This window comes from Streptomyces sp. NPDC005438 (genome assembly GCF_040606315.1).
In the GTDB taxonomy this organism is placed as follows: domain Bacteria; phylum Actinomycetota; class Actinomycetes; order Streptomycetales; family Streptomycetaceae; genus Streptomyces.
Map to the genome: position 1 here is coordinate 85,423 of NZ_JBEXEP010000001.1, position 22,738 is coordinate 108,160.

Genomic DNA, 22,738 nt, shown 5'->3' on the forward strand with positions numbered 1-22,738 from the left:
CTCCCCCTCGCGGGAACGTCCACCAGATTGGAAACCCCCACCCACCCCACACCGGCAACGCTGTGACCTGCGCACTTGCACTACCGGCGGTCCGCTGCAAAAACACCGCCCCAGAGGCCGCCTACACAGCCCCCCAACAGCGGCTTTACCCTGGCGTCGTCATCAGCCCTGGTGGGTTCGCAACACGAAGTCTGGTCCCACGGACCAGACTGCTTCCCCGGGTCGTCATCAGCCCTGGTGGGTTCGCAACGCGAAGTGGCAGGGGGCGGCCGGCGCAGCGTTCACGTCGTCATCAGCCCTGGTGGGTTCGCAACCGGCGGCGGATGCCTTCCAAGCGCTTGAAGTTCATGTCGTCATCAACCCTGGTGGGTTCGCAACGTGAGGAGCTGGTGGACGAGGAGCTGGAGCCCAGCAGTCGTCACCAGCCCTGGTGGATTCGCAACGCTGAGCCTTCCTATGCGGAGGAGCGGTCCACCCCGGTCGTCATCAACCCCCAGGGGTTCGCGACGTCGTACCGCGTTGCTCCCGGGGCCATCGGTCACGACCGCCTGCGCAACGTCCCGGTGCGGAGGTATCAACCGGGGTGGTCGTTGCGGAGGGTGGAGCGGAGGAGGCCGGTGAGTTCCTCGGTGCGTTGGTGGACGAAGAAGTGGTCGCCGGGGATGGGGCGGAGGGTGAAGGGGCCGGTGGTGAGTTCGGCCCAGTGGCGCATGGCGCGTACCGGGACACTGGTGTCGCCGAGGCCGGCGAGGGCGGTCACCGGACAGTCGAGGGTGGGTTCGGGGGAGGGGCGGTAGGTCTCGACGAGGGTGAAGTCGGCGCGCAGGCTGGTGGCGGCCAGTTCCACGGCGGCGGGGTCGTCGAAGAGTTCCACCGGCACCTGTCCGTACAGGCCCAGGGTGGTCATGAAGGCGGCGTGGGGCAGGTCGTGGAGGGGTTCCCGTTCCAGGGGCAGGTGGGGTGGGCGTTGCGCGGCGACGACCAGCCGTCGGGGTGGCCAGCCGGCCGCCTGGGCGCGGCGGGCGGTCTCCAGGGCGATGGCGGCGCCCAGGCTGTGCCCGAACAGGGCGTAGGGGCCGGGGAGTTGACGTTCCAGCAGGGGGAGCAGTTCGGAGACCAGGGCGTCCATGTCGGTGAACGGCGGGGTGGTGGCCCGGCCCTCCCGCCCGGGGAGCTGTACCGGGAGGACGTCGACCTCGGGGGCGAGGAGGCGGCGCCAGTGCTGGTAGACCGAGGCGCCCTGTCCGGCGCAGGGGAGGCACACCAGGGTGAGGGGGGCCTCGCCGGAGGGCGGGAAGGGGAGCCAGGGGGTGGTACTCATGGTCACCGGTTCGTGGGCGGGACGGGCGGTGGGGTTGGCGGGGCTGGTGGGGGCGGTCGGTACGGTCAGCGGGAGATGATCTCGGCCACGGCGCGGACCGTGGGCCGTTCGATGAGGGTGGCGATGGGCAGGTCGGCCTCGAACTCCTGCCGTACGCGGGCGGCGAGTTGGACCGCGACCAGGCTGTTGCCGCCGAGGGCGAAGAAGTCGTCGTCGACGGTGACCCCCTCGATGCCGAGGGCGTCGGCCCACAGCCCCAGGAGCCGTTCCTCGGTGCTGCCGGTGGCGGGGCCGTCCTCGGTGGGGGTGGTGGGGACGGACTCCTCGGAGGTGGTGTGGGCGGTGCCGGCGATGACGTCCTGGGTGAGCCGTTCGACCGAGCGGAGGCGGGTGCGCATCCCCTCGGGTATGACGACGACCTGGGGGCCGAGCCGTTCGCTGAGGATGTGCCACAGGGCCCGTACGCCCTCCTCGGGGCGGATGGCGTACTCGCCGCCGATGCCCTGTGGGGGTGTGGGGTCGGGGATGTCCCCGGGCGCCTGCGGGTCGGGGTCGCGGCCGGCGTCGGCCTCGAGGGTGACGTCGAGAGCGGCGACGCTGTGCCGGAACGCCTCGGGGTCGCGGGTGCGGACCGTGTAGCCGGTGACGTCGACGACCTCCCGGCCGTGGTCGTCGGTGAGGGTGAGGTCGAAGGTGAACAGCCGCCCCTGGTGGTCGCCGCGTCGGCGGGCGTAGACGTGGAGGGTGGGGGGCAGGGGGGCCCGTACGGTGACGGCGCTGATGGAGAAGGGGAGGTAGCTCTCCCCGGTGTCGGCGAGCTCGGGCAGGTAGACCACGTTGGAGGTGGCGGCGTCGAGCATGGCCGGGTGGAGGGGGTAGTCGGCCAGTTCGTCGAGGTACTCCTCGGGCATCTCGACACGGCCCAGGGTGGTGTGGTCGTCGCGGCGCAGTTCGGCGAGGTTGAACCAGCGGGGGCCGAAGTCGACCAGTCCGATCTGGGGGCGGTAGGACTCGCGGTCGGACTTGGTGACCGGCAGCAGTTCCCGCAGCACCTCCAGGTCGGCGTCCTGGGGCGCGGCGTCGGGTGCCGGCAGGACCAGGCCGGTGACGTGCTCGGTCCACTCCCGTTCGTCGGGGGAGCTGTCGATCCAGAAGCGGTACCCCTCGCGTTCGGGTGCCAGGGTGGTGCGCACCGTGCGGCGTTGGGCCAGGGCCAGTACGGACAGGAAGGTGACGTCGCTGAGGAGCAGGGGGCGCTCGGTGGAGCGGGGGCCCTCGCCCAGGGCGTCGGCGCCGGCGGCGCGTACCGCCTCCAGGTAGGCGGTGGCGGGCCAGATGGGGACGCCGCCCACCAGGTGTTCGCGCGGTACCCAGTGCGAGGTGGCGTCCATGGCCACCCGGTACCGGATGCGGCCGTCCTCCTCGTCCCGCCGCGTCCCCAGGAGGGGGTGGGCTCCCTCGGGTAGGGGAGGCACCGGTGGGGCTTCCCCTGCCCGAGGGTCCCCGGTGGGTGCGGGTTCCTCGTCGTCCCGGGGGTGGTCGGCGGTGTCAGCGGCCGGCCCGGGGGTGTCGCCGGTCAGGGGTCCGGTGCCGGGGTCGGCGCCGGCCTGGAGGGCGCGGAACGCGGCCGGGGCCAGCTCGTCCGCCCGGGCCGCCATCCCGACCTCCGCCCAGGAGTCCCAGTTGACGGAGACGGTGAAGCCGGGGCCGGAGGCGTCGCGGGCGTGGGCGTAGGCGTCCATGAAGGCGTTGGCGGCGGCGTAGTCGGTCTGGCCGAGGTTGCCGGCCACCGAGACGATGGAGGAGAACAGCACCATCAACTCGGTGCGCTCGCCCAGGAGTTGGTCCAGTACCAGGGTGCCGTGCACCTTGGCGGACATCACCCGCTCCGCCTCCTGGCGGGTCTTGAGGGCGAGCAGTCCGCCCCCGGGTACGCCGGCGGTGTGGAACACCCCGTGGATCGGGCCGAACTCGCGCTCGCCCTCCTCCACGGCGGCGCGCATGGCGGGGGCGTCGGCCACGTCGGCCCGGCACACCAGCACCCGGCCGCCCAGCTCCTCCACCCCGCGTACCCAGCGGACCCGGTCGGCGGCCTCCCCGCCCTCGGCTACCACCCGGTCCCAGTCCTCCCGTGGCGGGAACGGGGAGCGGGCGGTGAGCACCAGCCGGGCCCGTACCGCCCGGGCCAGGGCCTCGGCGACGGTACGGCCGATGCCGCCCAGCCCGCCGGTGACCAGGTAGGTGCCGCCCTCGCGCAGTGGGCCCACGTCGCCGGGGGCGCGGGGCGGGGGCACCTCGCGGTAGTCCAGCACCCAGCGGCGTCGGCCGCGTACCGCCACCCAGCGGTCGCCGCCGTGCGGCCGACCCAGGGCGTCCCACAGTCCGCGCTGGTAGGCGCCCTCGGTGACGTCGACACAGCGCACCGACACCCCGGACAGTTCCTTGGCCATCACGTCGCACACCCCGAGGACGGCCGCGCGGGCGGGCTCGACCGGTTCGTCCCCGGTGACGGCGCGCAGCCGGGAGCCGACCACGTCCCAGCGCAGTCCCTCGGTGAGGGCGGTGCCCCGGGCGGCCATCGCCTGGGCGAGGAACAGCACCCCGAAGAAGCCCAGGTCGAGCCAGTCGGACAGTTCCTCCCCGGCGTCCTCGGTGGGCGGGCCCAGCAGCCAGCCGTGGAGTACGCGGTTGGGCGCCAGGCCGTCCGCGACCAGGGCGTCCAGCAGCTGGTCGTAGTCCTCGCGGGTGCCGGGGCGCAGCTGGTAGCGGCTGCCGGTGAGCCGGCGGAAGGCGGGGCCGGGTTCGACGGTGACCACCCGGGCGCCCTCGTGGCGCAGCCGGTTGACGGTGTCGTCCGCCCCCTCGCCGCGTCGGAACACCAGCCAGGGGCCGGCCCAGGAGGGCTGGTCCTGGTGGGAGTCGTCGCGTCGCCACTCGGGCTGGAACAGGGAGCGTTCGATGGGCCGGCGCCCCTCCTCGACGGGGCTCGCGGCGCCGGTGGTGGTGTCGGTGGGGGCGACCGGGTCCAGCCAGTGGGTACGGCGCTGGAAGGGGTAGGTGGGCAGCGGTACCCGGCGCCAGCCCTCGCCCCAGTAGGCGGGCCAGTCGACGTGGGCGCCGTGGGTCCACAACCCGGCGACGGTGGCGGCCAGTTGGGAGGTCTCGCCCCGGTCCTCGTGGGCGCCGGGCATGGTGGCCAGCACCACCCGGTCCCAGCGGCGGCCGGCGGCGGCCTGGGCCCGGGCGAGGGAGCGCAGCACCTGCCGGGGGCCCACCTCCAGCAGCAGCCGGTTGTCGCGTTCCAGCAGCAGTTCGGCGCCGGGGGCGAAGCGTACGGCGCCGCGCAGGTGGCGTACCCAGTACTGGGGGTCGGTGGCCTGCTCGTCGGTGATCCAGTCGCCGGTCACGTTGGACACGAACGGCAGCCGGGGCGGGGCGGCGTCCACCGTGGCGAGTTCCTCGGCGAAGGCGTCCAGGGCCGGGTCCATCATGGCCGAGTGGAAGGCGTGCGAGGTGTGCAGCGGCCGGGCGTCGACGCCCTGTTCGGCCAGCAGCGCCCGGGCCCGGTCGACGGCCTCGTGGGGGCCGGAGACCACGGTCATGCCGGGGCCGTTGTAGGCGGCGACGTCCACCCCGGGCAGGTCGGGGAGCCGGTCGGCGTTCCTCGGTACGGCGAGCATGGCGCCGCCGGGGAGGGCACCGACCAGGGCGCCGCGTCGGGCGACCAGCCGTAGCGCGTCAGGCAGGGTGAAGACCCCGGCCAGGTGGGCGGCCACGTACTCGCCGACGCTGTGCCCCACCATGGCGGACGGGCGCAGCCCCCAGTGCTCCAGTTGCCGCGCCAGGGCGTACTCGACGGTGAACAGGGCGGGCTGTGCCACCTCGGTGCGGGTGAGCCGGGCGGCGGCCTCGGGGCCCTCGTCCCACATCAGATTGCGCAGGTCGGCGTCGAGGTGGGGGCGCAGCAGTTCGGCGCACTCGTCCAGGGCCGCCCGGTAGACCGGCAGGTGCTGGTACAACTCCCGGCCCATGCCCAGGTGTTGGGAGCCCTGGCCGGGAAACAGGAACGCCAGCTCGGCGTCCGGGACGGCCGTGGAGTGGTCGGAGTCCTTCGCCAGCGCCTCGGAGGGGGACCGTCCGGGCTCCACCACCACGGCGGTACGGTGCGCGAACTCGGGCCGGCCGCAGCCCAGGGTCGCGGCCACGTCCACCAGGTCGGCCGGCCGGCCCCCGGCGGGGGCGCCCCGGTCCGGTCCGGTGCCCAGGTGGTCGGCCAGCCGGGCGCGCGCCTCGTCCAGGGCCTCGGGGGTGCGGGCGGAGAGGGCGAGCACCACCGGCTGTCCGGTGCGGTCGGTGGCGGCGGCGTCCCGCGCGGGGGGTTCGGGGGGTTCGGCGACCACCACGTGGGCGTTGGTGCCGCCCACCCCGAAGGAGCTGACCGCCGCCAGTCGCTCGGGGTGCCCCTCGGGCCAGGGGGACAGTTCGGTGTTGACGTAGAAGGGGCTGTGCTCCAGGCGCAGGTCGGGGTGCGGGGTGGAGTAGTTGATGCTGGGCGGTATCCGCCCGTGCTCGATGGCCAGCACCGACTTGATCAGGCCGACGATGCCGGCGGCCGGCCCGAGGTGGCCCAGGTTGCCCTTGACCGAGCCGATGGGGCAGCGGCCCGGCTCGGTCAGGCCCAGTTCCCGGTACGCCTCGGTCAGGGCGTTGACCTCGATGGGGTCGCCGACCTTGGTGCCGGTGCCGTGGGCCTCGACGTAGCCGATGGCGGAGGGGTGGAGTCCGGCCTCCCGCATCGTGCGCAGGATCAGGCGGGACTGGCCGGGGACGCTGGGGGCGGTGAACCCGGACTTGCCGGCGCCGTCGTTGTTGACGGCCGAGGCGCGGACCAGTCCGTGCACCCGGTCGCCGTCGGCCAACGCGTCCGACAGCCGCTTGAGGACCACGCAGCCCACGCCGGTGCCGAAGATGGTGCCGTCGGCCTCGGCGTCGAAGGGGCGTACCCGGCCGGTGACGGAGAACATGCCGCCCTCGGCCGCGCGGTAGCCGGTGACCGCCGGCAGCTCCACCTGTACGCCGCCGGCCACCGCCGCGTCGCACTCGCCGCCGCGCAGCGCCCGGGCCGCGAGGTGGACGGCGACCAGCGAGGTGGAGCAGGCGGTCACCACGTTGACGCTGGGCCCGGTGAGGTTGAGCTGGTGGGAGACGGCGGTGGTCAGGTAGTCGGTGGCGTTGGCGACGACCACTCCGACCTCGCCGAGCATCGACGCGACCCGGGGGTGGTGGTGGACGTTCAGTTCGCGGTAGAAGCCGGGGGCGGCGCCGCCGTAGACGCCGACGTCGCCGGGCACGGCCAGCGGGTCGTACCCGGCGTGCTCCAGGGCGGTGTAGACCGACTCCAGGAACAGGCGGTGCTGTGGGTCGCGTACCTGGGCCTCACGCGGGGTCATGCCGAAGAACTCGGCGTCGAACTCCTTGACGTCCTCAAGGACGGGCTTGGCCCGGACGTAGTGCGGGTCCGTCAGGTCGCTCTCGGGTATGCCGGCCTGACGCAGGGTCTCCTCGTCGAAGCGGGTGACCGAGTCGACCCCCGCCGACAGGTTGGCCCAGAACTCCTCCAGGCCGCTGGCACCGGGTACGCGCAGTGACATTCCGACGATGGCGATGGGTTCCCCGCCCGGGGTGTCGGACCGCTCCGGGCCCTCCTGACGCCTCGCCTGGTGCACACCGGACACGTATATCCCCCTCACGACTGTGGGTGCATACTCTGCCGCGCGACCAGGCACGGTCAATGCCTGGCGTCCGCCGCCCGACGCATGGTCAGCTGGCTGCCGGCAGCGGCCCCGACGCCTACGGAGTGCAGATGCCCGAACCCACCGCCCACCCGGTCGGATCCCTGTGCTGGGCCGACCTGTTGGCCCCCGACCCCGAGGCGGCCGAGGCGTTCTACACGGCCGTACTGGGGTGGGACTACGTACGGACCGGAGCGGCCTTCCAGCACTACCGCTACGCCACCACGCGTCGTCAGATGGTCGCCGGCATCGCCCGCACCGACCGGGCCGGGGCCAGCTGGATCGTGGCCTTCGCCGTCCGGGACGCGGACGAGGCGGCCGAGCGGGTCCCCGAGGCGGGCGGCGAGGTCACCGAGCCGCCCGGCGACTTCGGAGTGCAGGGCCGGCACCTGGGGGTGAAGGACGCCACCGGGGCCCACCTGGGCCTCTGGCAGCCCCGGGCCCACATGGGCGCCGGACTGGTCGGGGAGCCGGGCGCCCTGTGCTGGGCGGAGCTGGCCACCCCCGACCCCCCGGCCGCCGACGCCTTCTACCTGGCCCTGCTGGGCCTGAAGGCGGCCGACCACCCGGCGGCCGGCGACCCGGAGTACGCGGCCTACCAGCTGCACGGCCAGGCGGTGGCCGGGCGCAGGCCGCTGCCCGACCCGGACGGAGGGGCTGACCCGGGTGGGGAGGCCGGCCCCGGCGGCGCCCCCGCCGAGGGCTCCCCGACCGGGGAGTCCCCGGCCGGGCCCGGGGCGGACGGCTTCTGGATGCCGTACTTCGGGGTCACCGACGCCCGCGAGGCGGCCGAGGCGGTCACCCGGAAGGGCGGCACGGTCCTGGTGAGGAGCGGTGACGCCCTGGGCCGGGGGCTGGCGGTGCTGAGCGACCCCTGGGGCGCGACCTTCGCGGTACTCGAACTGGCGCATGAATCCTGATCGTTGGGGCAACCCTTCGGACACGCCCCGGGCCTTCGGGTCCGGCCGCCGGACGACGGTCGTGGAGTCCTGACCCCCACTCCGTTGGGCGCATGACGGAGCCACATACCCGGCCCGGTTTTATGGTGAACAAGGCTGGCTGGGCTGTGGTGCAGGCAGTACAGTCGCGGGCGTTTTCCCGGAGTACCACCGGCCGTATGGCCACAATGACGTGGAGGTAACGGATGACACTACTTGCGGCCGGACCGCCCGACGTGAGCATGGGCGAGATCTTCCTGTGGGAGATGTTGGGTACGGCGGTACTGGTGCTCCTGGGTACCGGCGTCGTGGCCAACAACGTGCTGCGGAAGACCAACGGCAACAACACCGGAACCCTCTTCATCAACATCGGCTGGGGTTTCGCCGTGTTCACCGGCGCCAGCCTGGCGGCCCCCACGGGCGCGCACCTGAACCCGGCGATCACCATCCCCCTGGCCATCGTGGACAAGACCGCCTGGAGCGACGTCCCGGTCTACATAGCCGCCCAGATGGTCGGTGGTGTGCTCGGCGCCGTGGTGTGTTGGGCGACCTACAAGCTCCAGTTCGACGACCACCCGGAGCCCGGCAAGACGCTGGGCATCTTCTCCACGGCCCCCCAGATCGAGAGCAAGCCCTGGAACCTGGTCACGGAGATCATCGGCACCTTCGTGCTGGTGGCCTTCGTCCTGTTCACGCCCAGCTACATCGGCGTGGGCGACCCGGGCAACTCCGGGCTGGGCTACGCGGGTGTCGCCTTCGTGGTGCTGGTCATCGGTACCTCCCTCGGTGGCCCCACCGGGTACGCCATCAACCCGGCACGTGACCTCGGCCCCCGGCTGGCCTACGCGTTCCTGCTGCCCATCAAGGGCAAGGGCGCCGCTCAGTGGGCGTACGCCTGGGTCCCGGTCCTCGGCCCGATCATCGGCGGCACCCTGGCGGGTCTGCTGTTCGAGATCGCCCCGGACCCGGGAGCCCGCTACCAGCCCTGAGCCACGCTCCACCCCGTTCCCCGAGGGCCGGACCGCCGACACGCGGTCCGGCCCTCGACCTGTGCGCGGGTCACCGCGCCCGGGGGCGGTCGCGGCCACCGGGGGCTCCTCGGTTTGCGAAGGTCACCCCGCTGTTTGCCCGAGGGCGCGTCCGACACGTCCGGCGGTGCCCACGGGGTCGTCACAGGTGCGGTACCGGGTTCCGGTTCCGGTCCCTCGGTACGGGGCGGCCTCCGTACGAGGGGGCGCGGGGGTGCCGGCCGGGTGCGGTGGTGATGTTCCCCCGGTCAGCGGGCGGGCGCCCCGGCCTCGTGGCCCCGCCTCTCATGGGTGATCCGGCTCGCGGGGATCGTGGTCCGCCCCGTTTGGGCCCCCGTATCCGGTGCCGATCGGCCCGCCTGGGGTGAGGTCTTCCCAGTTCAGAGGCTTGGGGTGCCTGTTTGGGGGCGAGGGTGGCCCACTTGTGGTCGAGCGGTGCCCGTGATTGCCGTAAGTGGGGCTGGTGGCTCCGCTTCTGGTTCCTTCCTGGTCTCGACCTTTGGGTCCGCAAATGAGCCCCTGGGCCCTCCTGGGCCCCGCCCCGAGTTCCTACCGTCACCTCCACGGGGGCCACGGAGCAGATCGACGGTGGAGGGTGGGCGGGATGCGCGGGTGGTCACGCACCGGGAGAGCGGTGCCGGATCCTGGGGCGGAACCGGCCGCGAAGAGGGACCGGGGACAGGGCGGCATCGAGTACGTCGGGCTGACGGCGGTGGCGACGGCCATCGTGGTCACCCTCATCGCCACGGACCTGGGGGGCGAGATCTCGCAGCGGTACTGCGAGGCCGTACAGACCGTCGCCTCCGAGGGCTCCGGCCCCGGCTGCCGCAGCAACGAGGCCGGCGGTGGCGACGAGGACAGCGGCGACCCCGGCAAGGACGACCCGGACGACGACCCCTTCCACCCCGAGAAGTGCCTGCTGTCCTCGGAGGAGACCAAGGACACCGTGGTCGTCCAGGTGCTGTTCATCAAGATCTCCAAGTCCGAGCAGGTCAAGGTCCAGCAGTGGTCCGACGGCACGGCGACGATGGAGCGGGTGGGCTCCACCGGCGGAGGGGTGACCGGCAACCTGGGCGTCAGCATCGGCAAGCTCAAGGGCTGGGGCGGCGGCGCCACCCTGGGCGGCAGCTACGTCAAGAGCAGCGGCAGCGGCGGTCAGTGGATGTTCAACGCCCACAAGTCGGGCGACAAGCAGAAGGACCTCGAAGCCAACTACGAGGACGCCAAGCAGTTCGCCGAGTACCTGAAGAAGGCCGAGGAGTGCAAGAACAAGTCCGGGCCCCGCGCCGCCGAGCTGGGCATGATCTGTAGCTACCACGCCGACAAGGACAAGCCCGACGTCGACCCCGAGAAGGCCCCGGACGTCGACATCACCAAGACCACCACCGACAAGTCCGGCGACGTGACCTTCGGCGGCAGCTACGCCAAGAACGACAAGGGCGTCAAGAAGATCAAGGACCAGGTGGCCGACCGGGTCAGGAAGCAGAACCCCGGACTCAAGGGCAAGGCGCTGGACAAGAAGATCCAGGAGGCCCAGTCCAAGAGCGTCATCGGCAACACCCCCGAGACCAAGGACGTGGGCAACCTGTCCACCCAGGGACTGTCCGGCGCGATGAGCGACGACGTGGTCGTCATGCGCCACAAGACCGGTGAGGACGCCGGGAAGATCACCTTCGTCTACACCTTCAGCCGCAACGGCAAGGTGGGCGAGGGCTACCAGGCCGGTGGCTCCCACATGCAGCAGGTCGCGGTGACCTACGACGCCAAGACCTACGACGAGGACGAGAAGGAGGACCGGCCGCACCGCCCGGAGAAGCTGTCCATCACCACCAGCCAGGAGTCCTCCGGCGGTGAGGGCGTGAACGTCGGGGCGGGAGCCAACGCGGGCCCGGTGACCATCGACGTCGGCGGAGGCGGCGGCAGCACCGAGACCGACCTGCACACCCAGAGCGCCGAGCTGAAGCTGGAGAACGACGACGACGCGGCGGCGGTCGAGGAGTGGCTCCGCGACGGCGGCGACAACCCCGAGAACGGCCTGCCCTCACCGGAGGACGCGGCGGACGCCCTGCCGGAGAACCCCACCGAGATCCAGCGTCTGCTGCACGACAAGGCGAAGGTGACCAGCCTGGACTACAAGGTCAACACCGACTGGTGGAACGCCTCCCTGGGCATCGGCTTCGGCCTCTCCTCGGGGTCCCTCAACACCGGGTTCAAGCTGTTCGGCGTCGACATCACCCACGAGGAACGCAACCAGAAGATCACCGGCGACCCTCAGTACGCCGGAGCCCCCGACAAGGACGGCGAACGCCCCTGGAAGCCGTTCACCAACTGCACCGACGTCAAGCCGGTGTAGGGGACGTCCTGTCGAGCTGAAATGAGCTGCGGTGGGGTGTGGGTGGGTGTCGCTGGCGGTCGATCCCGACCGACGGGTGCCCGTCACCCGTTCCGACCCGGGGAGCGCGCGGCGGGCGTCCGCTCACGTACCCGCGTACGTCCAGGGGGCGTCCACCGCGACCGGGACGGGTTCGGCGATGAGGGTCAGCGGTTGGCTGGACAGCCCGCTGAGGAAGTTGGAGTACACCGGGCGGGCCTCCCCGGCGGGTTCGGCCCGGGCCACCAGGTCGCGCAATGCCTCCAACAGCGCGGACAGTTCGGCCCGGGCGAGGTAGGCGCCCAGGCAGAAGTGCGGGCCGTGGGCGAAGGTCAGGTGGCGGTTGGGGGAGCGGGCGAGGTCGAAGTCGTCCGGGGCGGGGACGGCGCGTTCGTCCCGGTTGGCGGAGGCCAGCCAGCCGGTGACCAGGTCACCCCGCCGTATCTCCCGCCTCCCCGAGGCGTACGTCCCGGGTGGCGGTGCGGCCACCGTGGAGGACCGGGGTGGTCCAGCGCAGCGCCTCCTCCACGGCCGAGGCGGTGCCCACCTCGCCGTACTTGTACGCCCGCCACTGGTCGGGGCGTTCCACCAGCGCCTGGAGCAGGCCGATCATGGCGTACCGGGTGGTCTCGTGGCCGCCCATGACGATGCTGTAGCAGTTGTAGACGATCTCCTCGTGGCTCAGTGGTCGCCCGTCGATCTCCCTGGTCACCAGCAGGCTCACCACGTCGTCGTATGGCTTGGCCCGACGGGACGCGGCCAACTCCGAGAAGTACAGCAGCAGTCCGTTCCGCGAGGACCAGGTCGCCTCCTCGGTCGGCACCCCCTCGGCGGAGGAGAGGGCGGAGGAGGTCAGCCCGATGATCCGGGGCCGGTCCTCGGGCGGCACTCCGAGCAGGTCGCAGATCGCGGCCAGGGGGATGTGCGCGGCCACCTCCGAGGCGAAGTCGACCGTTCTCCGCTCCACGGCTCGCCGCACCAACTCCCGGGCGGCCCGCCGTACGCTCCCCACCACGACCTCCAGGGACCGGGGCGAGAAGGGGCGCAACAGCGCGCCGCGCAGTGCCCGGTGGGGCGGTCCGTCCGTGACGACCAGCATCTTCCCGGCGGCCGAGTCACCCCCGGCCAGCAGGGTGTCGAGGAGGTTGCCCCGCTCGGAGGTGTAGGCGCGGTGGTCGCTGAGCACCGCCTGTACGTCGGCGTACCGGGTCACCACCCAGAAGCCCGGCCTCGCCCCCCGCGCGGGGCTCCAGTACACCGGGGCCTCCTCCCGCAGCCTCCGCCACAACGGGAGCAGGTTGTGGGTGGCGTGCAGCGCGGGGTTGGCGAGGTCCACCTCGTCCAGCCGCTCCGGTAGGCACAGTGGACGGGTGTCCAAGGTCGGCTCCTCGAACTCGCGGGAGGGAAGGGCGAGTTGGCGCGGTACGTCCCCTGGGTGGCCGGTCGGGGAGAGGCCCGGTCGCCCGTGGTCGGGGGAGTACGCCCACCTCGCCCGGGCCGTACGGTCGGCCCACCCGTCCGTCTACTCGCCCCCCACCCACCCGTCAACAGGTCCGTCCACCCCGGGGCTTCACCCTGGGGCCCCCTCCACCCGGCACCCCGAGTCCGTCCGCTCGCCCGGTGCGGACCCACTGTTGGGTGGGTCTGGTGGGGTGGGAGGGGGCGCTGTGTGGGCGGGGTGCGGGGCTTCGGGGTGTGCGTGGGGTCCGGGTCGGTTCCGAGAGGGCGGGGTGCCGGAGCCTGTTGTTCTGGCGTTGGGGCGCCGGGAGCTGGTCGTGGCGGGGCCGTAGGGGGCGCGGGTGCGGTCAGGGCGGAGTTCCGGTGCCGGCGGGGCGGGTCCCCGTCGGGGTGACGAACTCCGGTCGGGTGGGCGGGTGTTGGTGGCGCGGGGTGCCCTGGTGCGGGGGCTACGCGGGGTGGGTCAGGCCCGTACGGCGTGCACCATGTAGTAGCGGTTCTCCTCCTCGGTGAGGGGGGCGCGCTCGGGGGTGACCTCGAAGCCGGCGGTGCGCAGGATGTCGCAGACCCGCTCCAACTGGCCGTCCAGGTCGGCCACTTCGACGATCGCGCGGCGTATCCGTGCCCACTGGGAGGCGTCCACGCCTAGCAGGACGTCGGCCTCCGCTCCCTCCACGTCGACCTTGAGAAGGTCCACCTCCCGGTCGTCGGGGAGGAACGAGGACAGCCGCCGGACGTCGGCGGTCACGTCCTTCGCGTAGTAGATCTGGTCGACCAGCACCTGATCCACCTTCTCCGCCATCTGGGCCTTGGGCAGTTCCTTGATCTCCGGGTAGCGGGTCGAGTTCGCCGGGAGCATCGGAAAGTAGGAGAAGGTCACGTCGGACTCGGGTTCGCTACCCAGGGCCGTCTGGTGAAGGGTGACGTTGGCGAGGCCGTGCAGGTCCATGTTCTTGTGGAAGACCTCGACGGAGTCCGGCATCGGCTCGAAGGAGATCACTTCCGCGCCCGGGTACCTGTCCTTGATGAACAGCGCGAACATGCCGATGTTCCCGCCGATGTCGAAAACCAGAGGGTTATCGGGGAGTTCCAGTGCGTCGTAGCATCCCTGCTCGAATATCTCGTCATAGATGTACTGTGTCTCCAGTACGCTCTGTGCGTAGACCTTCAGGCTGTCGCCCAGTTCCACAAGCTCCATGACGATTTCCCCCCAGTCGGCCAGAAGTGAGAATTTCCGCAGGAGCCTACCGTCAGGCCCGCGTCCAGGGGTCGCAGAGCCTGTTTTCTAGTGAAACCCCCAGGCCGGAGAATCCAGAATCCAGTCTTCGGGTTTCTCGGCTCCCGGAATCGGTACGCGCTCTTGCCTTCCGGGGAAACGTGTGTTTCGCCTTCCGGCGGTTGTCCCGGGTGGCCCGCTCGGCCTGGGGCTTACCGTCCGACCTGGGGGAATCCCTTCCTCTAGCGAACTCGTTGACCTTGGCCAACCGAGGCGGTCTGACCCACCGAGGTGGGCGGCACGGCAGAGGTCGAGATCAAGGATCTCCGGGAGCACGGTCGAGCGTCACGGAACTTCGATCTTGGTAACCGATCTTTCCGGCATCGCAGCAGTCGGTGTCAGGGGGCCGGGGTGAACTTGACAGACCCGGGCTTTTCGTAGGTGATCTGTTGGGTGTTCTTGCACTTGATTTCTTTGACGAGGTTTTGTCCGGCGTGGTTGAGGATGTCAGCGAGGGTCCGGTTGGTCAGGTGGGCGCGTTCTTCGATGTCAACTTGGATGGGGAGTTTTTTCTTGCCGTCGTGTGGGGTCTTTTTCTTGTCGCAGTCGACGAGTATGCGATGGACTCGGTGTGGCCCCTTCCGGCCGGCGTCTTCGTAGACGACGGTTTTCCCCTGCTTCTTGGCCTTGTTGGGGAAGGTGCGTGGGCCCCAGTCGGTGGGCATTCTGATGATCTCTTTCTGGTGCGGGCTGCTTATCCCGCATATTCCCATTTTCCCGTAGGTTTTCATGCCATTCGCCATGCGGCGACCAATTGCAGGGAGAGTGAGATTTCCGCTGCTAATTTTCTTTGTCAGGGGGTTCTTTCTGAGTTCGGTGATTGATTGCTTGCTGAATATGTAGTAGCAGGTGGTCGAGTCCACCCGCTCCAGCCTGGGTGCGGCCTGAGAGCTTGGTTGTTCATTCGGGGGTGCATCTCCTGTTCCGCAAGCCGACAGAAGGGCGATGCAGGAGGCTAGGGCGATAGCTGCTGTGGTCTTCTGGGGGTGCATTCTTGTTTCGTTTCTCGGGGTACAGCGATGCTGTGGGGCGGGGTCCAAGAGAAGATGGCACGTCGAGAACCGTCAAGCGGGAGGGGCGAACAAGGCGCGGGGGACTCTCGTGTCAGGGTGCGGGGGTGAATTTGACGAATTCGGGCTTTTCGTAGGTGATCTGTGGGGCGTTCTTGCACTTGATCTGGTGGACGAGGTTTTGTGCGGCGTGGTTGAGGATGTCGGCGAGGGTTCGGTTGGTGAGGTGGGCGCGTTGTTCGAGGTCGACTTGGATGGGGAGTTTTTTCTTGCCGTCCTGTGGGGTCTTTTTCTTGTCGCAGTCGACGAGTATGCGATGGACTCGGTGTGGCCCCTTTCGGCCGGCGTCTTCGTAAATGACGTTCTTCCCCTGCTGTCTCGATTTCGCGGGGAAAGTGCGCGGTCCCCAGTCCGTGGGTGTTCCGATGACTTCCCTGCGCTTTGAGTCATAGAGCCCGCAGGTTCCCATGTTGCCGTAGGTCTTCATGCCCTTGGCCATGCGGTTTCCGACGGTGTGGAAGAGCAGCAGGCCGGGTCCCCCCTCGAACACCTTTTTCGTCATGGTGTTTTTTCTGAGTTCGGCGATTGATTCCTTGCTGAATATAAATTCGCAGATCTCTCGCTGGATTCGGGTCATCTCGAGTGGAGGTTCAGAGCTCGGCTCTTCCTTCTTCGGTGTTTCGCTTGTTCCGCAGGCCGAGAGGAGGGCAATGCAGGATGCTAGGGCGATGGATGTTGTGGTTTTCCGGGGGTGCATTCTTGCGTTTTGCCTCCTGGTTCCTAGCGGTGGCCGTAGCCTCTGTCGTAGCCGTTCTTGACTGCTTCCGAAATGTCGAACCTCCATTTGCCTGTGACGTCTTTTTCGTGAGTGCGCATGTAGGTGTCCAATGGGGCCTGTGCTGAACGCTCACCGTTTTCGCGAAACTTGCTTCGCAGGTTGTCGGAGTCTTTGTCGACCTTCGAGTCGAACTCTTCCTGTTTCTCCTCGATTTCCCGGTCGATTTCGATGCCCTGTTGTGTCTCCGCGCCTCCCGTGGCCATCTCGACCAGAGGAACCAGAAAGCCTCCGACGCGCGAGGACTCCAGGGGTGCGGAAATCAGGGTATTGGCCAACCCGGCCCCTTGTCCGGCACGATACTTTCTCCACTCTCCGGCTTCGCTGAGCTTCTGCGCCTGTTCTGACTTCTTGTCATCGGCTTCGTCAAGAACGCCATGAGTTCTTGACGCATCGAGAATTCCATGAGTTTCGGCGCCTGTCCCCAGAGCAACCTTGAGGGGCTCATCAGGAGTGCCGTGGGCTCTGACAATGTTTGTGGTTAGCTCGTGCTGTGCGCTGGAGAGAATCTTGTATCCATCCTCGTCGGCACCCACATGCGTCAAGAAGTTCGCAGCGCTACTGCGCTTCAGGACTAGAAGCTTTTCGTGGGTGCGGAAGGCGTTGTCGGCGTCTTCCGCGTTGTAGGAAGACCCACCGAATGAGGTGACCCCTCGGTTCAGATATTCGATGTAACCTGCGCCCATCTTGCCGAGACTCCTACCGATCCCCTCGTGGTCCTCGACGAGCGTGGAATCGCCTGCCACGAGGTTCACCACCTGGGACATCACGTTCGTGGCTCCCGGGGTGCGGTGGAGGCCGGCCTCGGGCTGATCGTGTGGGTGTCCGAGGGCGGCTGCTTCGAGAGCGTGACCCAACTCCCGGTACCCGGGGCCGTCTCCGAGCCCCAGTTCGCTCTTCGGCCAGTCCCTTTCCTTGAGCAGGTACCGAAGGTCCTTGTTGCTTTCTGGATGATCCTCCCCTGAGAACTCGTACCCCTTCTTGTGGAACACCTCCTGGGAGGCTTCGGGGTTGTGGCCGAGGGCTTCGAGGTAGCCGGACATGGGGTCGAGGCTCTTGTGTCCCTTGCCGAGGTCGAGCATGGGGCGGGAGGTGCCGTCACCGGTCCAGAAGTCCTCCAGGTCGCCCTTCTTGGAGGCCTTGCGGTCGAACTCAAGGAGGCCGGGTACGTGTTTGTCCCCGCTGCCGTATCCCTTCCCGTACTCGACGAGGAAGTCCTTGTCGAACTCCCCACCGCGCATGAGGCTGCTCATGATCTGGAACCCGTAGGGGCCCTTGCCGTCGTAGCCGGGGCCGCTGTGGGGCTCGGTGAACCGTTCCGAACCGAGTTTGATGATGTCGTGCTTCCAGCGCTTCATGGCCGGACTGTCACTGTGGGAGGCGGTGGCGAGGGTCCGCCCCAGACTCTTCTGGATGGCCGAGAGGGTCTTGGTGCGTTCGCCGCCGGTCTGCGTACGGTTCGCGTTCCGTTGCCAGAAGTCCAGGGTGTCGCGAGGGCCCATTCCGGTGGAGAACTTCTCGGCGAAGTAGTCGTCGCCCTCGTGCTTTCTCAGCAGTGAGTTGACCTTCTTCAGCTCGTCGAGGGTGAGGTCCCTGGTCTTGATGGAGGCCAGGTCCACTGCCTTTCGGGCGTCCTCGGCCGCCTGCTTGCGACCGCGTTCGGCCTCCTTAAGGGAGGAACTCCCCTCGTGGTTGAAGCCCTTGGCGCGGCCGTTGGTGTCGGTGCGCAGCGCCCATTCCAGAGCCTCGTCGGCCTTGGTGGCCCGATCCAGAATCGTGTTGATCTGCCGGTTGTACTCGGCCACCGCCTCGCTGTAGCTCTTGGCCTGTGCGGTCTGGTGTTGAGGGGAGAGCTTGTCGAGGTTGGAGGGCTTGTACGTCACCTTGCCGGCCGAGTCGATGTGGAGGTGGGCGTCGGACTCGGCCATCTCCTTGTAGTGCTTCAGTTGTTTCTTGCAGCGCTTGAAGACCTTGTACGCGTCGTCGAGTACGCGGTGGACGTCGCGGGCTTCTTCGACCGCTCTGCTCATCTGGCGCGTGACGACCGTGAACTTCTTCGCGGCGGCGTCGGCGGCGCCGCCCTCCCAGTCCGAGTGGGTGAGGGGGCGTTGGACCTGGGTCTGGAAGTTGGTACGGGTCTGCTGGAACTGCCCGGGAAGGTTGCGCCACTTGGCGATCGCCTCGTGCAGGGGAGAGAGGTCAGCGGACAGGAGGTTCTGGAACGAGACCATGAGGGATTCCGTTGAAGGGGGAGGGCGGGGGGCGAGGGTCAGTGCGGGACTTTCTGCCTCTTCCCGCCGTCGTCCTTTCCGTCGCCCCGGAACCGTTCGGCCCGGTGCTTGTCCTGGGCGTGGAAGGTTTCGGCCGCCCGGCGCAGCGCGTCTGCCACCCCGTTGGTGAGCAGTCCTTTGACGTAGTTCATCTGCGACGTCCACCGGTCCTCGAAGTCGTCGAAGGCCGCGGCACTGCGGAACCCTTTCAGGCCGCTCTTGACCTGTCGTGTCTCCTTGAGGGTGTCGTTGTCGGCCTTGGCGAAGTCGCGGGCCACACCGTCCGCCTTGGACGCCTTGGAACGCAGCACGGAGGACGTCACTTTCAGCTTGGCCGAGCCGGCGGACTCAAGTGAGTTGAGACGTGTCGCGACGCCGCCCTCCGAGGGCTGGCTGTGCTGGGCCTTGAGCGCGGCCCACTCCTGCTCAAAGGACATGCTGCTCTCCCCGACGCGGCTGTGTGTGTTCGTATCCTCACACGGGGCTGTCGCGGGTTCGAGGTGGATTCCTCGTCAGATGGTGAGGAGGCCGTGTACGGGTGGTGGCCTCAACTCGCCTGTGTGGATGAGGGGTTGGGAGTGGTTCTCGGGCCGGGCATGACGTTGCCCCCGGCCTGGGGGACCGGGGGCAACGGGGGTTGTGGGGTCAGTCGGTGAGGTTGTTCGGGCGGTACGGCTTGTACTCGCTGCCCGCGTCCAGGCCGTAGTCCAGGACCCGGTGGTCGGTGCCGTGGCCGCCGCGCTGCTCGAAGGCGCTGTAGGCGGTGTGCGAGTCGTCGGTCCAGCCCTCGAAGATCACCACGTGGCGGGTGGTGTTGGAGCCGTCGGCGTCGATGAGCAGGTCACCGGGCCTGAGGTCGGCCAGGTTGATGGGGGTGGTCAGGTCGCGGTTGTTGGCCAGCTCGACGGTGTTGGGGCCGGACTTCCAGAGGCCCAGGGTCATGGAGACGTAGCCCGAGCAGTCCTGGCGGTAGCCGTCGGACCAGACGGAGGTCTGGCTGTAGGGCACCTGGGAGCCGTTGTTGGCGGTGAGCCAGGTCGCGGCGCGCTCCAGCATCTGGGCGCGGGTGATGGCATCGGCTTTGCCGTACTCGCTCTTGACCGATACCGAGGGCTTCTCGGCGGGGGTGGCGACCGCCGAGGAGGGAAGGACGGTGAGCCCAAGTACCGCGGCGCTACCGGCCGCGACGGTGGCCAGCGCCAGACGTGCGCGCCGGTTGAGCGACGTAAGTGACATGTCACGTTCCTTCGGAGTGGGGGATCCTTGGGGCCCTCGGGGCGTTGCCCCAAAGGCATGACCATCGTGGTGCCCAGTACGGTGGGGAAGCCGACCCCCGCGTCATGATCTGCACATGACATGCACAAGTGGCTGGTCGAGACATCCGTACATTGCTGCTATCTCGGGACAGCTGCCGGCATCGGATATTGCGAACCTTGCCTATTCGGTGAGGGTCCCGCGACGTCAACTCCCGCCTGTGGGGCGGAATGAAAGTTCATACCAAGGGAGCCGGGATCGCTCGTTGTCATGGGGAAGAGGGGTAATGCGCGACTTCCAGAACACTCGGCGGTCCTGACGGTTCTGGTGGGAATGCCGTCCGAGGTGGATAGTGGGTCTTCGGCGGCGGTACGGGGGTTGGGGGTTGGGGTTTGTCGCGAACCCGCAATTCCCGCCCGCTCTTTCGGTCGTGACGTCTGGGGCCGTGCGGGGACGCTTTTCGGGAGCGTATCGCTGGGTGTCGCTGAGATCTTTTGGTGGCGCCGAAAGGCGGGGCCTGCCGGTACGTCGTGGATCGCGGGGTGATCCGCAGGGGATTCCGCCTCGTCGTTACGTGCGGAGTTCCGCTCCTCCTCGTGTTCCGTCTGTACGCCGACCTGTTGACTGGCGGACTGGTGGGAGGATGGGCGCTGTGTCGACAGCGTCCACAGCGTCCGGGGACTTCGAGCTGACGATGGACGAGCTGCGCGTGGTCGCGGGCTACGTCCTGGAGAGCGCCGAGGAGGTCCTTCCCGTGTTCGAGGGCGCCCACCCCGGCGACCTCCGGCCCCGTGCCGCCGTCGACGCCGCCCGGGAGTTCGTGAACGGCGCGCGGCGTACCCGCCTCCAGCGCGTCACCTCCCTCGACGCGCACCGCGCGGCGCGGGAGGCGGCCACCGAGGCCGGACAGCTCGCCGCGCGGGCCGCCGGTGACGCGGCCTCCGCCGCGTATCTGCATCCGATCGCGAAGGCCACCCAGGTGGGCCACATCCTGCGGGCCGCCGCGAGTGCGGCGCGGGTGGGGGAGCTGAACGCGGGCGGGGACACCGCCGTCGGGCTCCGGCTGATCGAACGGGCCCGGCAGCGGGCCACCCCGGTGCTGGTCGACGTACTCCGCCGGTATCCGCCCGCCCCGGCCGGCCGGAGTCGTACCGCCCACCTCATGGCCGCCCTGGACTCCTCCCTGCGAGCCGACGCCTAGCCACGGGCCGGGCCGGCCCACCTCTGTACGGGCGCCTGTCGGTCGGAGGCTGGGCCGGCCTGGGGGTCCCCCAAGCGGTGAACGTGACCCGTGCCGGCGGAGGTTGCCGCGTACGGGGTTCGGTGGGCGCCGTACGGGTCCCGCTTGCCGGTCAGGGGCTGGGCCACCCCGGCGGTCGCCGTGGCCGGGGGACGAGCCCCTCCCCGTACCTCCAAACCTGGCCGGTGGTACGGGGAGTTGGCCCCGGCGTCTCCGGGCGGTGGGTCGGTCAGGGGGTGGCGGGGCCGAACCAGGTGGGGAGGTGGGCGGACAGGTCGCGGGGGTCGTCGCCGACCCAGGCGACGTGGCCGTCGGGGCGCAGCAGTACGGCGGGGGCGTCCAACTCCTCGCTGACGTCGGTGACCTGGCGTACCCGGTCCTCCCAGCCGGTGACGGTGAGCCGGCCGGTCTGGTCCAGGAGGAGGCCCCGACCGTCGTGGGTCAGCTCGTACAGGTGCCCCCGCTTGAGGGGGACGTCGGGCATCCGTCGGCCCAGCAGTCGGTGGCCCTCGCCGAAGTCGTAGCGGATGCCGAGGGCGGTGACCTTCTCCAGCAGGTACCGGTTGACCTCCTCGAAGTCCATCAGCTCCGAGAGGAGTTGGCGTACGGCCTGGGGGCCGGGTTCGGGGCGCATCAGCTGGCTCTGGGCGCGGGTGTTGACCAGTACGTCCCGGGCCACCGGGTGCCGTTCGGCCTGGTAGCTGTCCAGCAGTCCGGCCGGGGCCCAGCCGGCGACCTCGGCGGCGAGTTTCCAGCCGAGGTTGAACGCGTCCTGCACGCCCAGGTTGAGGCCCTGCCCTCCCATGGGCGGGTGGACGTGGGCGGCGTCGCCGGCCAGGAACACCCGGCCGACCCGGTAGCTGTCGGCCTGGCGGGTGGCGTCGCCGAAACGGGACAGGAAGCGCGGGGAGTGCACGCCGAGGTCGGTGCCGGCGAGCTGTCGTACCCGGTCGGTGAACTCCTCGAAGGTCGGGGGCCTGCGGTCCTCGTTCACCTCCTCGGTACGGACGACGAAGCGGTAGAGGCCGTCCTCGTGGGGCGCGGGCCCGAAGCGCAGGTACGGGGAGCCCCACCGTGCCGCCTCGGCCTCCATCTCCTCGGGGGTGAGGGAGGTCTCCAGTTCGCTCAGCAGCCACTCGACCGAGGCGGGTTCGCCGGGGAAGCCGATGTCGAGGAGTTTGCGTACGGTGCTGCGACCGCCGTCGCAGCCGACCAGGTAGCGGGAACGTAGCCGGGTGCCGTCGGCCAGTTCGGCGGTCACCCCCTCCTCGTCCTGGCTGAGCCCGGTCAGGGGGCGGTCGCGTCGGATCTCGGCGCCCAGTTCGGTGGCGCGCTCGGTCAGCAGGCGTTCGGTGACGGTCTGGGGGATGCCGAGGATGTACCCGTGGGCGGTGTCCAACCCTTGGGGGCGGGGTTTCTGGAGGCCGGCGAACGGGTTGTGGAGCGGGTACCGCTTGCCGTGGGCGAGGAACCGGTCCAGCAGCCCGCGTTGGGCCATCACCTCGATGCTGCGTACGTGCAGGCCGAGGGAGCGCACCTGCCGGGTGGGCTCCGGTTCCTTCTCCAGTACGAGTGTGCGCAGGCCGTGCAGCCGCAGTTCGCTGGCCAGCATCAGGCCGGTTGGTCCGGCGCCGACCACGATGACGTCGATCACGAGGGTCCCCCAGGGAGAGATGGATTCCGGGCCAGCTGTTCCGGGGGTTCCGGCGACATACGACCTGGTACGCAAACGAGGGCGTACCGCGTGAATCGGTGAATTCCCCGGATTCTGGCTCCGACCGGAGATTCTGCACCGGGACCGGGGCCTTGCCGCAAGGCCCCCCGTGCGCTATACGTTGAGGAGGGCAGGGAGAGCGCACACATCTCCTTGCCTCTGCTTTTGCCCTCCACCGCTGATGCCTCTGCCCTCCACCGCCGACCGCGCCGGGCACGCGCGGGGCGGAGG

General features: G+C 69.6%; 15 protein-coding genes and 1 CRISPR repeat array. Of the genes, 4 read left to right on the top strand and 11 right to left on the bottom strand.

Annotation, left to right across the window (positions count from 1 at the left end):
- Nucleotides 1–155 precede the first annotated feature (155 nt).
- Nucleotides 156–508: a CRISPR direct-repeat array (repeat unit 29 nt; unit sequence GTCGTCATCAGCCCTGGTGGGTTCGCAAC).
- Nucleotides 509–574: 66 nt separating this feature from the next.
- Both ABZT14_RS00400 and ABZT14_RS00405 read right to left on the bottom strand, forming a co-directional pair.
- Nucleotides 575–1,321, bottom strand: a complete 747-nt coding sequence (locus ABZT14_RS00400) for an alpha/beta fold hydrolase (protein WP_356294666.1) — start codon at nucleotides 1,319–1,321, stop codon at nucleotides 575–577.
- Between the two features lie 65 nt (nucleotides 1,322–1,386).
- Nucleotides 1,387–7,056 carry a type I polyketide synthase gene (locus ABZT14_RS00405; RefSeq protein WP_356294669.1) on the bottom strand — a complete coding sequence of 1,890 codons (5,670 nt, stop codon included), beginning with the start codon at nucleotides 7,054–7,056 and terminating at the stop codon, nucleotides 1,387–1,389.
- Nucleotides 7,057–7,184: 128 nt separating this feature from the next.
- Here ABZT14_RS00405 and ABZT14_RS00410 point away from each other — a divergent pair, with 128 nt between their 5' ends.
- From ABZT14_RS00410 to ABZT14_RS00420, 3 genes are all read left to right on the top strand, one after another.
- Complete coding sequence (locus ABZT14_RS00410) at nucleotides 7,185–8,033, top strand: VOC family protein (RefSeq protein WP_356294672.1); 849 nt, start codon at nucleotides 7,185–7,187, stop codon at nucleotides 8,031–8,033.
- 254 nt (nucleotides 8,034–8,287) lie between these two features.
- Entirely contained in the window at nucleotides 8,288–9,040 is a 753-nt protein-coding gene (locus ABZT14_RS00415) for an MIP/aquaporin family protein (protein ID WP_356296956.1), read from the top strand.
- 673 nt (nucleotides 9,041–9,713) lie between these two features.
- Entirely contained in the window at nucleotides 9,714–11,432 is a 1,719-nt protein-coding gene (locus tag ABZT14_RS00420; protein WP_356294675.1) for a hypothetical protein, read from the top strand.
- 123 nt (nucleotides 11,433–11,555) lie between these two features.
- Here the strand turns inward: ABZT14_RS00420 and ABZT14_RS00425 are convergent, their stop codons facing one another.
- The 8 genes from ABZT14_RS00425 to ABZT14_RS00460 form a co-directional block, all read right to left on the bottom strand.
- A complete protein-coding gene (locus ABZT14_RS00425; protein WP_356294678.1) occupies nucleotides 11,556–11,939 on the bottom strand; it encodes a cytochrome P450 in 384 nt (127 codons plus the stop codon).
- Complete coding sequence (locus ABZT14_RS00430; RefSeq protein WP_356294681.1) at nucleotides 11,881–12,828, bottom strand: cytochrome P450; 948 nt, start codon at nucleotides 12,826–12,828, stop codon at nucleotides 11,881–11,883. Before ABZT14_RS00430 ends, ABZT14_RS00425 begins: the two co-directional genes overlap by 59 nt.
- Before the next feature lie 543 nt (nucleotides 12,829–13,371).
- Nucleotides 13,372–14,106: an FkbM family methyltransferase gene (locus ABZT14_RS00435; RefSeq protein WP_356294684.1), complete on the bottom strand. Its 735-nt coding sequence runs from the start codon at nucleotides 14,104–14,106 to the stop codon at nucleotides 13,372–13,374.
- A gap of 416 nt (nucleotides 14,107–14,522) precedes the next feature.
- The gene (locus ABZT14_RS00440) at nucleotides 14,523–15,047 is read right to left on the bottom strand and encodes a hypothetical protein (RefSeq protein WP_356294687.1); all 525 of its coding nucleotides are present in this window, start codon (nucleotides 15,045–15,047) and stop codon (nucleotides 14,523–14,525) included.
- A gap of 241 nt (nucleotides 15,048–15,288) precedes the next feature.
- The gene (locus tag ABZT14_RS00445) at nucleotides 15,289–15,951 is read right to left on the bottom strand and encodes a hypothetical protein (RefSeq protein WP_356294690.1); all 663 of its coding nucleotides are present in this window, start codon (nucleotides 15,949–15,951) and stop codon (nucleotides 15,289–15,291) included.
- A gap of 23 nt (nucleotides 15,952–15,974) precedes the next feature.
- A complete protein-coding gene (locus tag ABZT14_RS00450) occupies nucleotides 15,975–18,260 on the bottom strand; it encodes a DUF6571 family protein (protein WP_356294693.1) in 2,286 nt (761 codons plus the stop codon).
- 38 nt (nucleotides 18,261–18,298) lie between these two features.
- Nucleotides 18,299–18,736 (bottom strand): type VII secretion target, encoded by a 438-nt coding sequence (locus tag ABZT14_RS00455; RefSeq protein ID WP_356294696.1) that lies wholly within the window; start codon nucleotides 18,734–18,736, stop codon nucleotides 18,299–18,301.
- 208 nt (nucleotides 18,737–18,944) lie between these two features.
- Nucleotides 18,945–19,535, bottom strand: coding sequence for a hypothetical protein (locus ABZT14_RS00460; protein ID WP_356294699.1), 591 nt, complete (start codon nucleotides 19,533–19,535; stop codon nucleotides 18,945–18,947).
- A 712-nt stretch (nucleotides 19,536–20,247) separates the two neighbouring features.
- Here ABZT14_RS00460 and ABZT14_RS00465 point away from each other — a divergent pair.
- The gene (locus ABZT14_RS00465) at nucleotides 20,248–20,754 is read left to right on the top strand and encodes a putative immunity protein (protein ID WP_356296958.1); all 507 of its coding nucleotides are present in this window, start codon (nucleotides 20,248–20,250) and stop codon (nucleotides 20,752–20,754) included.
- A 268-nt stretch (nucleotides 20,755–21,022) separates the two neighbouring features.
- Here ABZT14_RS00465 and rox read toward each other — a convergent pair whose 3' ends face one another.
- The gene (gene rox, locus ABZT14_RS00470; protein WP_356294702.1) at nucleotides 21,023–22,447 is read right to left on the bottom strand and encodes a rifampin monooxygenase; all 1,425 of its coding nucleotides are present in this window, start codon (nucleotides 22,445–22,447) and stop codon (nucleotides 21,023–21,025) included.
- Nucleotides 22,448–22,738: the final 291 nt, after the last annotated feature.